Raw genomic sequence first — 14,220 nt, forward strand, 5'->3', positions numbered from 1 at the left:
GAGCGCGCATGACGGTGCAATCCGAACCGCTGACCGCGGACGATGCAGGCAACAGCCTTCCGCGGACGGTTGCCCAACAGAACAAGAAAGACCAAGCGCATGCCCGACGCGCAATCCTCGCGCCGGTCGGTCGCACCCTGACGGTGGCCAGTGTCATCGCGGCAGTTGCCGCAGTGTGCGCCGTCGCCCCGTTCATCGTGATCGTCGAGATGTGCCGTGAGCTGCTGGACGAATCCACCGATACCGGGCGCATCTGGGTGCTGCTGTTCGTCGCGTTCGGGGCACTGGGTGCGCAGATACTTCTACAAGCGGTAGCGATGACTCTGTCCCACCTCACGGATGCGGGGTTTCAACTCTCGTTGCGTAGAGCGTTGGCGCTGAAACTCACCAGGGTTCCACTCGGCTGGTTCGCATCTCACAATTCCGCGGAGATCAAGGGCTATCTACAGGACGACGTCGACGCACTCCACTACCTCGTCGCGCATGCGCGGCTGGAGTTCGTCGGGGCCGTGGTGATACCTCTCGTCACGCTGGTGTACCTCTTCACTGTCGAGTGGAGACTGGCATTGTTGCTGATCCTCCCGCTGCTGGTCTACGCAATTCTGTTGAGCCGCATGATGGATCAGTCCAGTCGCGACCGTCTCGCGGTATTCAATCGGTGGAATCGTCGGCTGCGTTCCGCAACAATCGAATACGTCGACGGCATCCAGGTGGTCCGCGCATTCGGCCAAGCAGGGAAAGCACACAGGTCGTTCCAGGACTCCGTCGACGGTCAGGCCGACGCCCTCGGCAAGTTCAAGACACCGATGATCCCATTGCAGGCGACTGCGGATGTCGTCATCTCTCCGGTCTTCGTGATGCTGTTGACGGTCGTAGGCGGGTTGATCGGGGTGTCCCAGGGGTGGTTCGACGCCATCGACGTCCTGCCGTTCCTCCTCGTCGGCCTCGGGATAGGCAGCGCTGCAATGGGACTCGGCTACAGTGGTCAGGCCCTGAGGGACGGCGCCGTTGCCGCGCAGCGACTGCACGCTCTGCAGGAGGAGTCCGAACTGGCCGTCGCTACCACCGATGCGCCCGGCATCGTCGACGGGACGGTCGAGTTCGAGTCCGTGAGCTTCGGCTACCGACAAGACCGTGCCGTTCTCCACGACGTATCGTTCGAGCTCTCGCCGGGAACCATCACCGCTCTGGTGGGCCCGTCGGGATCGGGGAAGTCGACCCTCGCGGCCCTGTTGCCTCGGTTCTACGACGTGGAGTCCGGACGAATCACGATCGGCGGCAGGGACATCCGCGCCATCGGACCGGAGGAGCTCTACCGCACAGTGGGGTTCGTGTTCCAGGACGTCCGTCTCATCGCCGGAAGTATTCGTGACAATCTGCTCCTCGCACGTCCCGACGCCGACCAAGCGGCGCTGGAGGTCGCAACTCGCGCAGCTCGGATCCATGAGCGCATCGCTGCACTCCCGCGCGGTTACGACTCGGAAATAGGCATCGACGCCTCCCTGTCCGGCGGTGAAGCCCAGCGACTATCGATTGCCCGCACCTTGCTCGCCGACACACCGATCCTGGTTCTGGACGAGGCGACCGCGTTCGCCGATCCGGAGTCCGAGGCCTCGGTGCAGGACGCTCTTGCGGTGCTGGTCTCCGGAAGAACCGTGTTGGTGATAGCACACCGCCTGCACACCGTTACCGGCGTCGACCAGATCCTGGTGTTGGAGAAGGGAGCGATCGTCGAGCGCGGCACGCACGACGATCTGGTCCACGGCGGTGGGCTCTACCAGAGGCTCTGGGATGTCAACGAAGCTGCGTTGGGCGCCGCCGTACACGTGGAGGAGAACCGATGATCGCTGCAGTCTTCCGTCTCGTACCCGACGAGTACGCGCATCTCAACCCCCGACTGATCGCCGTCACGGTCGCGCAGGCACTGTCGCAGGCCGCGGCGTATTGCTTGCTCGTGCCGCTGCTCGAGGCATTGTTCGACGGCGACACCGGCCGCGCATGGCGCTGGGCGGCAGTCATGGCCGTTGCCGTCGCTCTGATGGGCGGGCTCACGGTCCTGCAAGCAACGCTCGGTCTGCGAATCGCCATCGGAATGCAGTCGGGACTGCAGACTCGCTTGGGTGATCGGCTCAATGCTCTCCCACTCGCGTGGTTCGAGACCCACAACGCTGCATCGGTGTCCCGCATCGTCATCGACAACGTCCTCGACATCCAGCACGCCGTCGCGTACCTCACGGCCAAGCTGATCACCAGCATCCTCGTTCCCGTCGGAGTTGCCGTGGGAATGCTGTTCGTCGACTGGAGAATTGCTCTGTCCATGCTCGTCGCCGCACCGATTCTGTTCGCCGTCAACCGTCTCGGGAACGCAGCGTACGTCCGAGCGGACGAGCGAACACATGCAGCTGCCACCGAGGCGGACACACGCGTCGTCGAATTCGCGCAGGCTCAACCCGTTCTGCGTGCGTTCGGCGCTGTCGGCGACGGCAACCGCGCGCTGGGCGCGGCCTTGGAAGCGCAGAAGTCCGCGGCAACTCGTAACGTCGTATCGGCCGTCACCGGCGTGATCATGTTCGGCCTGCTCGTGCAGGCCGCATTCCTGGCTCTCACCTATGTAGTCGTCGGCCAAGTGACGGGCGGTGCGATCTCCACCGCCGCAGCCATCGCGCTGATCGCGGTGAGTGCGCGTTTCATCGAACCACTCAATCAGGCGGCACAGATCGGAACCGCGTTGCGGTCGGCATCGACGTCGATCGCCCGCGCGACGGAGTTGCTCGTCGAACCTGCTCTGCCCGAAACGAATTCGTCGGTCCAGCCCGACGCGCCCGCCGTGGAATTCACCGGTGTCACCTTCGGTTACGGTGAGACCCCCGTCGTCTCCGACGTGTCGTTCTCCGTCGAGGCCGGTACGACGACGGCAATCGTCGGCCCCAGCGGATCGGGCAAGACCACACTGCTTCGGCTTGCTGCTCGATACGCCGACGTCGACGAAGGCAGCATCACGGTCGGCGGCCACGACGTGCGTGCGCAACCGTCGGAAACGTTGTTCGGGCAGTTGTCACTGGTGTTCCAGAACGTCTACCTGTTCGAGCGGTCCATTGCCGAGAACATCAGGATCGGGAGACCCGACGCTTCCGACGACGACATCCGTCGAGCCGGCGCGATCGCGTGCGTGGACGACATCGTCGAACGACTCCCCGACGGATACGACAGCGAAGTCGGCGAAGGCGGAACCACCCTGTCCGGCGGCGAGCGTCAACGTGTGTCGATCGCCCGGGCGTTGCTCAAGGACGCACCGATCGTCCTTCTCGACGAAGCAACCAGTGCCCTCGACCCGCACAACGAAGCCGTCGTCGTCCGGGGCATCCATGAGCTGACTCGGGACAAGACCGTCATCGTCGTCGCACACCGACTCGCCACCATCGCGCACGCGGATCAAATTCTGTTCCTGCACGACGGGCGCATCGTCGAACGTGGAACACACGACGAACTCCTCGCCCTCGACGGCCGATACGCCGGCTTCTGGCACGAGCGCTCGCGGTCCAGCGGCTGGAGGTTGGAGCGCACTCCCTCCATCGCTTGACGTGACCCCGGAACGGAGGGCCGGCACTACTTCCAGTACGCCTGTGACTTGATGCGATCCTTCGCGAAGCCGTGGACGGTTTTGAAGGTCTTGACGATCGAGCGCGTGGTTCGGCCGTCGCATGCGACGCAGGCGAAGGCGCCGGCCGCTGGGGTGAGAGCTTCTGCTTGCTCGCGCAGGAGACGACCGTCGTCGACGCGCTGGAGCCAGGTCACTTCGGTGTTGGGTCCTGCGTGGACGGGGAGGGTCGGGTCGGATTCGTACTGCCATTCGAGCCATACCTTCGCCGGAGTGTCGCCGAGGGTGTCGAGGATGGTGTTGATCGCCGGGAGCGATGCGGTGTCGCCGAACAGCAAGAACTCGGACGGCGCAGGCTCGGGGATCTCGAAGCTGGAACCGTTGTTTCCGCGCATCAGGGTGGCTTCGAGGACGTCACCGGCTTCGGCGGTTTCGGCCCACTTCGACGCGGGGCCGTAATGGACGGCGAATTCGATGACGAATGTGTCCGTTGCGGGGTCCTGCTGCGTCAGCGTGTACCCACGCTGGCGTTCCTTGCCGGTGCCGTCGTCGATCCACAGGCGGACCCATTGCGTCGGGTGGACCGGGTGGTTCTTCAGCAATCCGCCGCCGTCGAAGCCGACGCGAACGTACTTGTCGGTGACGTGTTCCCTGGACGTGACGGTCAACTTGTAGTCGTCCGTCTTGTACGCCTTCATGATGATGCCTTCAACGCCTCTGCTCATGAGGGCAGGGTACCCTAATCAACCGAGTGGTTTGTTGTGTAGATCGACGCGAGACAGTGACACAAAAAACTCCCCACCTGCGTGGTGCAGGTGGGGAGTTTTGGCGGTGGCGGAGGGATTTGAACCCTCGGACGGGGGTTACCCGTCACACGCTTTCGAGGCGTGCTCCTTAGGCCGCTCGGACACGCCACCGCGGAGAACAATACCGCAGTAGCGGCCTGTGGCTAAATCGCCTGGTCAAGCGGCCGGATCAGTGTCCGGTGAGCTTGTCCTTGATGTTGGAGGCTGCGTCCTTGACCTTCTCGGCGCCGTCCTTGACAGCGGACGAGAGCTGATCGCCCTTGCCTTCCTGGCGGAGCTCTTCGTTGCCGGTGGCTGCGCCGGTGGCTTCCTTGGCCTTGCCGCCCAGATCCTCGGCCTTGTTACCGATCTTGTCGTCGAGTCCCATTTTTGCCTCCTGAGGATGCGTCATTCAGAACGCGTGTTCCGCGTTCCCCGAGGACGGTTTACCCACAGGTAGAGGCCACAAACATGAGAGTTTCATAAGCGTCTGGCGTCGAAGAACCGGCGTAGGACGTCGCCGCATTCGTTCTCCAGGATGCCGCCACGGACTTCGGGGCGGTGGGCCAGCCGCTGGTCCCGCACGACATCCCACAACGAGCCGACGGCGCCCGTCTTCGGTTCCCATGCCCCGAACACGACGCGCGAGACCCGTGCGAGCACCAGAGCTCCCGCACACATCGTGCACGGCTCGAGCGTGACGGCCAGCGTGCAGCCTTCCAGTCGCCAACCGTCGCCGTGAAGCGACGCTGCGGCGCGGAGTGCGAGAATCTCGGCGTGCGCCGTTGGATCGCCGGTCGCTTCACGGGCGTTGGCCGCGCGGGCCAGTTCTCGCCCGTCGGCGTCGTACACGACGGCACCGACGGGTACGTCGAGGTCGGACGCTCCCTGCGCAGCGGTGAGCGCTGCGCGAACGAGGTCCTCGTCGGTCACCGAGGCAGCTTGTCCAGCACAGCGGACAACTCGTCGGCGAATCCGAGGCGGCCTGCGATGGAGCCGAGCTGCTCGTCCGGGTACAGGTCGGTCTCGGCGACGATGATGCCCATGACGGCCTCCGGCAGCCCCAGATCCGACAGCAGGCCCATGTCGCCCTCGGGCCACGGTTCGATGTCGTCGAGTTCGTCCGGGTCGAAGTCGGGAATCTCGATGTTGAGTTCGTCGAGAACGTCGGCGGCGATGTCGTACTCGCCTGCAAGACTGGCGTCGGACAGAAGAAGACGGGTGCCCGACGGTGCGGGCCGCAGCACCACGAAGCATTCGTCGTCGACGTCGAGGAGTCCGAAGACCGCCCCGGAGCTGCGCATTTCCCGCAGTTCGGTCTCAGCTGTCGACAGGGAGGACAACGCAGCCGTGGTCAACGGGGTCACGCGCCACTTGCCGTCCTCGCGGACGACGGCAACGCCGAACCCTTCGAGGTCGTCGAATGTCTCCTTGCTCGGACCGTCGAACTTCTTCGCCTTGGCGGAGTTGTTACTCCCGCGCTGTGCAGCCATGCGCGCAACGGTAGTCGCCTTACCGCCTCGAAATGAAGTCCACCGTGTCCACCTGTGAAACTGGGTGCCGTGACCAACACTGATGTCTGTGTACTCGGGCTCGGGCTGATCGGCGGATCGGTCCTGCAGGCTGCTGTTCGTGCGGGACGAACCGCATGGGGATACAACCGTTCCGCCGACGCCATCGCCGGCTCGGCCGACGCCGGGTTCGACACCGGCACCGACCTGACGGCAGCACTCACCCGGGCGGCGGAGACCGGCGCATTGATCGTCGTCGGGGTGCCGATGCCCGCCGTCGACGGCATTCTCGCCGCCATTGCCGAGCACGCCCCGAACAACCCGATCACCGACGTCGTCAGCGTCAAAGCAGAGGTCGCCGCGGCGGTCGCGCGTCGCGGGCTGTCGTCGCGTTACGTGGGCGGGCACCCGATGGCGGGAACGAATCGATCCGGCTGGGCGGCGGCCGATCCTGACCTCTTCCAGGACGCGGTGTGGGTCGTCGGCGTCGACGACGGGGCCGATCCCGATGTGTGGCGTCAGGTCGCGTCGCTCGCCGTGGACTGCGGATCCGTCGTGATCCCGGTCGAGAGCGTGGAACACGATCGCGCCGTCGCACGCATCTCGCACCTGCCTCACCTGCTGGCCGAGGCATTGGCCCAGGTCGGGGCAGCCAACCCTCTCGCGCTGGGGTTGGCCGCCGGCTCGTTCCGAGACGGGACGCGAGTGGCGTCGTCGGCGCCCGATCTGGTTCGGGCCATGTGCGAAGGCAACGCCGTCGCCCTCACCGACGCGCTCGATGCGGCTCTGGACCTGCTGACTGCAGCCCGCAGGGAACTCGTCGACGAAGGGTCGACCCGCACGCTGGTCACCGCCGGCCATGCCGCGCGCGGACAGTACGAGCAGCACGAACGTTTCGACATCACCGGCATCGAGCCGGGCGACGAGAACTGGATCGAAGAATTTCGGGCAGCCGGCCGACGGGGCGGCGTCGTGCGTCAGATCCGTTCGGCAAGCCCCGGGTAGTCGAGAACGAAGCCGTCGGCGTCCACGGTCACCGACGAACTGGACACCGGCGACAGCACGTGAATGCCGTCGGCGCCGCTGCTGTAGGTCAGGCCTGCTTCCTGGATGCTCAGGTCCAGAAGGTTGACGTACACGACCGGTACGACGATGTCCGACGAGTCGGTGTGCAGACCGAGCCTGCGGATCGGCAGGGTGTTGAAGAACGGGCTCAGGACCACGTCGACGTCGAGCGCACCGTTGTAGGTGGAACGCTGCGACGCGTGGGACCCCTCGATCATCCAGTAGCCCTCGTTGTCGCGGCTGACCGATGCCTGCTTCTCGCCGCCGGCGACCGCGGTGCGCAGGGAAAGCCTGCGGGTGATGCCGTTCTCGTCGGTCACCAGGTCGTACGACGCACTGAACGCCGGATGTTCGTCGCAGGCACCGCCGATGATGCGGCCCGACGCCTTGATTCGGTTTCCGTTCAGCTGGACGCGGACCGACTCCATGCGGGGTACGTCGTGTGCTCGCCAGGTCAGAATCGCCGGCCAGGTCGAAGTGGTCACGGAAGGGGCGGCTTCTGCACCCGAAGTTGGAGTGGTCACCCGACTACGTTAAGCGACAGGGGGGCCATCGGAACAAGCTGTGGTGATTTTTCGTTCTCGAGGCGCATTATTGTGATCGACATGACTGGAGGTGGCTTCGACTTCGCGCACTCCGAACAGGCCGCGAAATCGCGACAGGACAAGGCAACGGCGTTGGCGCGCTACATCTGGGAGCGCGGTATCGACGGCAGCGAACTGCTGGCCATGACCGACGCCGCCCGACGCAAGCTCGCGAGGGCCGCGGACATCACTCCCCCGAGCACGCTGGAGACGTGGACGATGACCGCGGAACTCCTCGACCGCAAGAACGAGTGGGCGGCGTCGAATTCGAGTCACCCGTCGGCCTCCCCGAAGCACGCCGACGAGAAGATCATGTGGGTCAAGCCGCCCATCGCACCCTGGTGACGACACTCAGGTCGACGCCACCGCGAGCTCGTGCAGGTCGGCGAATCGCCCCTTCTCCTCGATGAGTTCCGACGGCGTACCGTCCTCGACGATCCGCCCGTTCTCCATCACCAGCACCCTGTCGGCGATGGCGACGGTGGAAAGCCGGTGCGCGATGATCAGCGCCGTACGGCCCTGCAGAATCGTCTCCAGCGCGCGCTGGACCAGCCGCTCGCTGGGGATGTCGAGGCTGGAGGTGGCCTCGTCGAGCACGATCACCGCGGGCGCCGCCAGGAACACCCGCGCGAACGCGACGAGTTGACGTTGACCGGAGGAAAGCCGTCCACCGCGTTTGCGGACGTCGGTGTCGATTCCGTCCGGCAACGTGGAGATGAATTCCGTGAGCCCGACGGCGTCGGCTGCGGCAGCCACCTCGTCGTCCGTCGCCGACGGTTTGCCGAGGCGAATGTTGTCCGCGACCGATCCGGAGAACAGGAACGACTCCTGCGTGACCATCACGATGTGTCGACGCATGTTCTCGTCACCCAGTTCTCGGAGGTCGACGCCGTCGAGACGGACCGTTCCCTGCGTCGGGTCGTAGAACCGCGCGAGCAGCTTGGCGAGCGTGGACTTTCCGGCGCCGGTGGCGCCGACCATCGCGACGACCTGCCCGGCCGGGATGTGCAGCGAGAATTCCGGTAGCACGACGCGGTCGCCGGTGTAGGCGAAGCGGACTGCGTCGAAGTCGATGTCCCCTCGCGCACTGTGCAACTCGATCGGATCCGTCGGTGCGTGCACCGACGGTTCTTCTTCCAGCACACCCGAGATCTTCTCCAGCGCGGCCGCTGCCGACTGGTAGGCGTTGAAGACCATGGCGAGTTCGTCGAGCGGGCCGTAGAACCGACGCAGATACAGTACGTACGCGGCGAGCACTCCGATGTCCAAGTGTCCGTTGATCACTCGGTAGCTGCCGAACACGAGGATGATCGCGAGAGTGACGTTTCCGATCCATCGGACGGCGCCGGTGTAGGTGGCCATGCCCCGCAGAGCAGCCGTCGTCGCGTCGCGATATTCGGTGTCCTCGGTGTTCAGGATCGTGTTGTTTCTTCTCTCACGCCGGAAGACCTGAACGGCGCGAATACCACCCATCGACTCGACGAAGTGGACGACGACCTTCGCGATCGCCACTCGCGTCCGCCGGTAACCGGTGCGCTGCCTACGCTGCGACCACCGAGTGATCAACACCAGCGGCACGAACCCCGCGAGCACAACCAACGCAAGCGGCACATCGAGATACACCAGGATGATCGCGATACTGACGATGGACAGCACCGCGGACAATGCATCGTTCAGGGCACTTTCGAGCAGCGTCTGCAGCGACTCGACATCGCTCGTCAGCCGTGAGATGAGCTTGCCCGACGTGTAACGCTCGTGGAAGGACAAGCTCAACCGCTGGGCATGATCGAACACACGGCCGCGGAGGTCGAACAGAATTGCCTGGCTCAGCCGTCCGGACACCATCAGGAACGTGTACGTGGTGATCGTTCCGAGGATGCCGAATGCGATGTAGCCGAAGACGGTCCACGCCAGCGGCGCCCACCTGCCCTCGATCGCAGCCGACACTCCGTGGTCCAACGCGTACGCGATGAACAACGGACCGGCGACGAACGCGATGTTGTCGACGACGATGATCGCGAGCGCCAGCAACGCCTGCTTCCGGTACGGCCTCACCAGCGACGCCAACAACCGCCTCGATCGGCCGGCGAGAATCGAGTTGCCGGTGCGGTCGATGTCGGATTCCTCGTTCGCCACTCCGCGCCAATCGACCGTGTCGTCGTGCGGGCTCTGATCGTTCTCGTTCTCGTCAGTCATCGAGGGACCCCATCACGTGGCGGTACCGCGTCGACGTCGCCAACAGGCGCTCGTGCGTAGCCTGCTCCACGATTGTTCCGTTCTCCAGGTAGAGCACTCGGTCTGCGAGTGCGGCAGTCGACGGCCTGTGCGCGACGAGCAGAGTCGTCGAGTGCGTCAGTACGCGTCGTAGATCGCGTTGCACGAGCGCCTCGGTGCCCACATCCAGCGCGGACAGCGGGTCGTCGAGCACGAGGATTCGAGGCTTGCCGAGAACGGCTCTGGCCAGCGCGAGTCGCTGACGCTGTCCGCCGGACAGGCTCATTCCCTGCTCACCGATCCGGGTGTCGAGTCCCCACGGCAGTGCGTCGACGAACTCGCGTGCGTGCGCGACGCCGAGAGCCTCGTCGACGTCGGCGTCGGTCGCATCGGGTCGACCCAACGCGACGTTCTCGCGGACACTTGCCGAGAACAGCACCGGGTCCTCGAACGCGACCGACACCACCGACCGAAGATCCGCGAGCGACATGGTTCTGATGTCGATGCCGTCGACGGTGATGGAACCCGAGGTGACATCGAACAACCGGGGAACCAGATTGGTCAGCGCGGTCTTGCCGCTACCGGTGACGCCGACGAGGGCAACCGTCTCACCCGGATCGATCCGGAAGTCGACGTCGGTGAGCAGCGCTGCGTCGGAGTCGGGGAACGCGAATCCGACGCCGCGGAATTCGAGGACACCGCGCGTGCCCTGCGGGAGGGTGACCGGGTCGTCGGGTTCGGTGATGGTCTCCGCCGTGTCCATGATTTCCCAGTACCTGTCCGCGGCAGTGCGCGCGTTGTTCAGCTCGGCCAGCAGGAACCCGAATGCTTCGATCGGCCAGAGCAGGAACGCGACGATTGCCATGGCCGCGACGAGCATGCCCGCCGTCATCGTCCCCTGGACGATCGAATACGCGCCGAACGCCAGCATCGCACCGATCCCGAGCGGTGGAATCCCGACAATCAAGGACCACAGAATGGCAAGGTAGCGAACCTTTTTCATCTCCGTCCCACGCAACGTCGCGGCCTCTCGCAGGAAGCGACGCCCGAGGTGGGCGCTGCGGCCGAACGCCTTCAGCACCCGGATGCCCTGGATGGACTCCTCGACGGTGGTGGTCACGTCGCCTGCCTGATCCTGCGCATCGCGGGCGACGACCCGGTACAGCGTCTCGAACCTGGTGCAGATCACGACCAGCGGAACGGACGTGACCAACATGATCAGCCCGAGCTGCCAGGACTGGAGAAACAGCACTCCGAGGCCGACCACCAACGTGACGCTGTTGATAATGATGAACGGCCCGACGAACGCGACGAACCGTCGCAGCGAGGACAAGTCGGCGATGGCGCGGGAAAGCAGCTGACCCGATTCCCAGCCCTCGTGAGCGGATACCGACAACCGCTGCAACTTCTCGAAAACCGTTGCTCTGGCCGATATCTCGAACTGACTCGACGGCCCGGACACCAAGTAGCGCCGGATCCAGATACCCACGGCATCGATCGTGCCCAGCAACAGCACCAACGCCGCCGGCCACCACACACCGGCGAAATTGCCGTCGGTGATGGGGCCGTCGATGACGCCCTGCAGCACCAGCGGAATCACCAGACCCGTCAGCGTGGCGACGATGGACGCAGCGATCGACCCGATGAAGTACCACTTGTACGGGGCCAGAAACGGTACGAACCTCGCCAGCGAACTGGGTGCGTCCTGCCGAAGGTTCGGCACTGCAGCCGTCGTCTCCTGCGTTTCCAGTACACCCGTCGACACGTTTGCTCTCCCTACTCGGCCGTGCGTGAATGGTTTCATCGCGACAGCACTTCGACCAACCGATTTTTCGACTGCTGAATTCCATCGTCGAACCTGAACCATTGTTCAGGTCAAGCACGCCTCGGCCCTGCTACCGTGCGCCTGCGAAAACCTGTCGTACTTCTCGAGTAACGTTCTCCACGAGTTTCGGTTACGGGAGAGAAGGGTGCACGTGGGTTCGCGATCGATGGTCGGGCTGTTCGCCGGGATCGGCGGGCTCGAGTTGGGGCTCTCGGAGCAGGGCTGGTCGACGGAATTGCTGTGCGAAATCGACCCCGGCGCCGGCGCGGTTCTCGCTGCTCACTTTCCCGATGTGCCGCTTCACCGTGATGTCACCAAGCTCCGAGCGCTGCCGTCGGGCACCGAGCTCGTCGCAGCCGGATTTCCGTGCCAGGACCTGTCGCAGGCGGGGCGCACGGCGGGCATCACCGGGGAACGCTCCGGGCTCGTCGACGAGGTTTTCCGTCTGGTCAAGCGCCGAAACGGGCCTCGATGGTTGTTGATCGAGAACGTTCCCTTCATGCTGCAACTCGGCCGCGGCGCCGCGATGCGTCACATCACCGACGCCCTGTCGGATCTCGGGTACATGTGGGCCTACCGCGTCGTCGACGCCAGGTCGTTCGGTCTTCCGCAACGCCGTCAGCGAGTCCTCATGCTCGCATCCCGCACCGAGGACCCCCGCGAAATCCTGTTCGCGCAGGACGAAGGCCCGCTTCCCGACGGTGACCCGTCGGAGCAGCCGTGCGGTTTCTACTGGACCGAGGGCACCCGTGGGCTCGGCTGGGCAGTCAACGCCGTTCCGACGCTGAAGGGCGGCTCGTCCCTCGGTATCGCCAGTCCCCCGGCTGTTCGGTTGCCGTCGGGCGAGATCGTCACGCCGGGGATCGTCGGCGCGGAGCGACTGCAGGGGTTCGACCCGGACTGGACTGCACCGGCGCTCGGTCTGCCGGGGGTCAGGGCCGGGCACCGATGGAAGCTCGTCGGCAACGCGGTGAGCGTTCGGATGGCGTCGTGGGTCGCCGCGCAGATCGAGCGCCCGCAGGTCCACGACGACTCCGACGACGTTCAGATCCTCCCCGGTCAAGCCTGGCCCGCCGCCGCGTGGGGCGCGAAGGGCTCGGCGTACCGCGTGCACCGCTCGACGTGGCCGGTGCACGAGCCCTACGAGAACCTCAGCGACTTTCTCGACGATTCCCAGCTGCTCTCGGCCCGGGCGACGGCCGGATTCCTCAAGCGCGCTCGGATGGGCAATCTTCGGTTCCAACCGGGATTTCTCGACGACGTCGAGTCCCACCTCGACCGTATGGGCGGGCATCCCAGCCCGACGTCTCGTGCAGTCCCGGCCGCATGAGCGACCACCTGTTCCCCGATCCACCGGCACTCGCCCGGCCGCTTGCCCTCGCCGGCGACAAGCCCGCGCCGGACGCCGATCGCAGTGACAAGAAGAACTACGCGCAGCGGCTCTCGAACCACCTGGCGCAAACCGTCGCCGACGCCCTGCGCCCGCACTATCCCAACATCACTCCCGACGCGATGGGCGTCGGCCAGGAAGCACAGGTCGACGTCGCGAAAGGCCGCAAGCGGCTGGATGTCAAAGCGCTCGACCCCACGCTGGGACTGATTCTGTGCGTCTCCATCAAGACGTACAGCTTCCGGGACTTCAGCCCCCGGACCGGCAAGTTCGGCCGCTGGACCAAGAACATCGTCCGCAACGACCACGAGTTGCGCGGTGAGGCCATGGTCCTACACCAGCGCCAGCCGTACAGCGTGCTGATCGCCGTGATGTTCGAGCCCTTCGCCACGTGCGACGACGGTGACGCCTCCAAGGCCAGCGACATCGGCAAGTCCTCCTTCGCGCACCACGTCACGACGCTGTCCAAGCGGTCGGGTCGCGGCAAACGCGCTGTCGTCGGCGGAACCGGCAAGATGTGGGTCGACCTCGGCGCCGAGGACACTCGGTACGACCTGTTCGAGAAAGTCTTCATCGGCCTCTACGACCCCGACGGTGAAGTCCGGTTCTTCGACGTCGACGAATCCCCTCCCCGCAACGGCAGGCCGTCGGACACTCAGACCTTGTCCTTCGACGACTTCGTCTCCGTCGTCCACGGCGAAGTCGAGCGCCGCAACAAATTCGCGCCCACGTGGTCCGAGCCCGAGGACAGCGAAGACGGCTAGGTGAGACCGTAACGTAGGGGTGTGGGGAGACCGGTCACCGATGCCGCTACGAGTGCGCGGCTGAGCAAGCAACGGCGACGCGACACCAAGCCCGAGGTTGCGCTTCGACGAGAACTGCACCGGCTCGGCCTGCGATATTTCGTCGACCGTGCCCCGCTGAAGGGTATGAGGCGTCGGGCCGACGTTGTTTTTCCTCGCCGAAAGGTTGCCGTGTACGTCGATGGCTGCTTCTGGCACAGCTGCCCCGTTCATGCGACGAAACCGCGCAACAACGCCCAGTGGTGGGCGGACAAACTCGCCGCCAACGTCGCACGTGATCGCGACACCGACGCGCGCCTCGAAGCCGAAGGGTGGACCGTCGTCCGAGTCTGGGAGCACGAACCCGTCACCGACGCCGCAGCACTCGTCCTGCACGCCCTCGAATCCTCGCCCCCCTTCGGGAGCGAACGTGGCGTTCGGTCAGTCTGACTGACCGAACGCGACG

14 protein-coding genes and 1 tRNA gene are annotated in these 14,220 nt (G+C 65.1%); 7 read left to right on the plus strand and 8 right to left on the minus strand.

Going from position 1 to position 14,220, the window contains the following annotated elements:
- The first annotated feature begins 8 nt into the window (after nt 1-8).
- Entirely contained in the window at nt 9-1,844 is a 1,836-nt protein-coding gene (locus BH95_RS16950) for an ABC transporter ATP-binding protein (protein WP_244165004.1), read from the plus strand.
- Nucleotides 1,841-3,580, plus strand: coding sequence for an ABC transporter ATP-binding protein (locus tag BH95_RS16955; RefSeq protein ID WP_037108146.1), 1,740 nt, complete (start codon nt 1,841-1,843; stop codon nt 3,578-3,580). Before BH95_RS16950 ends, BH95_RS16955 begins: the two co-directional genes overlap by 4 nt.
- 26 nt (nt 3,581-3,606) lie before the next feature.
- On the opposite strand, the gene BH95_RS16960 is transcribed toward BH95_RS16955, so the two are convergent.
- The 5 genes from BH95_RS16960 to BH95_RS16980 form a co-directional block, all read right to left on the minus strand.
- Entirely contained in the window at nt 3,607-4,323 is a 717-nt protein-coding gene (locus BH95_RS16960) for a siderophore-interacting protein (protein WP_037183220.1), read from the minus strand.
- Between the two features lie 101 nt (nt 4,324-4,424).
- Nucleotides 4,425-4,515, minus strand: a tRNA-Ser gene (locus tag BH95_RS16965).
- Nucleotides 4,516-4,573: 58 nt separating this feature from the next.
- On the minus strand, nt 4,574-4,771 hold the full coding sequence (locus BH95_RS16970; RefSeq protein ID WP_033190058.1) for a CsbD family protein: 198 nt from the start codon (nt 4,769-4,771) through the stop codon (nt 4,574-4,576).
- 92 nt (nt 4,772-4,863) lie between these two features.
- Nucleotides 4,864-5,316 carry a nucleoside deaminase gene (locus BH95_RS16975; RefSeq protein ID WP_020111055.1) on the minus strand — a complete coding sequence of 151 codons (453 nt, stop codon included), beginning with the start codon at nt 5,314-5,316 and terminating at the stop codon, nt 4,864-4,866.
- On the minus strand, nt 5,313-5,876 hold the full coding sequence (locus tag BH95_RS16980) for a tRNA adenosine deaminase-associated protein (protein ID WP_019662840.1): 564 nt from the start codon (nt 5,874-5,876) through the stop codon (nt 5,313-5,315). The genes BH95_RS16975 and BH95_RS16980 overlap by 4 nt, the downstream gene beginning before the upstream one ends.
- A 54-nt stretch (nt 5,877-5,930) precedes the next feature.
- Between BH95_RS16980 and BH95_RS16985 the strand changes: the two genes are divergently transcribed.
- Nucleotides 5,931-6,899: a prephenate dehydrogenase gene (locus tag BH95_RS16985; protein ID WP_019662839.1), complete on the plus strand. Its 969-nt coding sequence runs from the start codon at nt 5,931-5,933 to the stop codon at nt 6,897-6,899.
- On the opposite strand, the gene BH95_RS16990 is transcribed toward BH95_RS16985, so the two are convergent.
- Nucleotides 6,872-7,387, minus strand: a complete 516-nt coding sequence (locus BH95_RS16990) for a putative glycolipid-binding domain-containing protein (protein WP_037143148.1) — start codon at nt 7,385-7,387, stop codon at nt 6,872-6,874. The genes BH95_RS16985 and BH95_RS16990 overlap by 28 nt on opposite strands.
- 177 nt (nt 7,388-7,564) lie before the next feature.
- On the opposite strand from BH95_RS16990, the gene BH95_RS16995 reads away from it, so the two are divergent.
- Complete coding sequence (locus BH95_RS16995) at nt 7,565-7,888, plus strand: hypothetical protein (protein WP_027498681.1); 324 nt, start codon at nt 7,565-7,567, stop codon at nt 7,886-7,888.
- 6 nt (nt 7,889-7,894) lie between these two features.
- On the opposite strand, the gene BH95_RS17000 is transcribed toward BH95_RS16995, so the two are convergent.
- Both BH95_RS17000 and BH95_RS17005 read right to left on the minus strand, forming a co-directional pair.
- Complete coding sequence (locus BH95_RS17000; protein ID WP_037183221.1) at nt 7,895-9,739, minus strand: ABC transporter ATP-binding protein; 1,845 nt, start codon at nt 9,737-9,739, stop codon at nt 7,895-7,897.
- Nucleotides 9,732-11,522: an ABC transporter ATP-binding protein gene (locus BH95_RS17005; protein ID WP_037183222.1), complete on the minus strand. Its 1,791-nt coding sequence runs from the start codon at nt 11,520-11,522 to the stop codon at nt 9,732-9,734. Before BH95_RS17005 ends, BH95_RS17000 begins: the two co-directional genes overlap by 8 nt.
- Before the next feature lie 226 nt (nt 11,523-11,748).
- On the opposite strand from BH95_RS17005, the gene BH95_RS17010 reads away from it, so the two are divergent.
- From BH95_RS17010 to BH95_RS17020, 3 genes are read left to right on the plus strand one after another with little or no spacing between them, the layout of a single operon-like run.
- Nucleotides 11,749-12,912: a DNA cytosine methyltransferase gene (locus tag BH95_RS17010; RefSeq protein WP_051127737.1), complete on the plus strand. Its 1,164-nt coding sequence runs from the start codon at nt 11,749-11,751 to the stop codon at nt 12,910-12,912.
- Nucleotides 12,909-13,736, plus strand: a complete 828-nt coding sequence (locus BH95_RS17015) for a hypothetical protein (RefSeq protein WP_019662833.1) — start codon at nt 12,909-12,911, stop codon at nt 13,734-13,736. Before BH95_RS17010 ends, BH95_RS17015 begins: the two co-directional genes overlap by 4 nt.
- A 21-nt stretch (nt 13,737-13,757) precedes the next feature.
- Nucleotides 13,758-14,204 carry a very short patch repair endonuclease gene (locus tag BH95_RS17020; protein ID WP_020111061.1) on the plus strand — a complete coding sequence of 149 codons (447 nt, stop codon included), beginning with the start codon at nt 13,758-13,760 and terminating at the stop codon, nt 14,202-14,204.
- Nucleotides 14,205-14,220 lie beyond the last annotated feature (16 nt).

It is taken from the genome of Rhodococcoides fascians A44A (assembly GCF_000760735.1).
Lineage (GTDB): Bacteria > Actinomycetota > Actinomycetes > Mycobacteriales > Mycobacteriaceae > Rhodococcoides > Rhodococcoides fascians_E.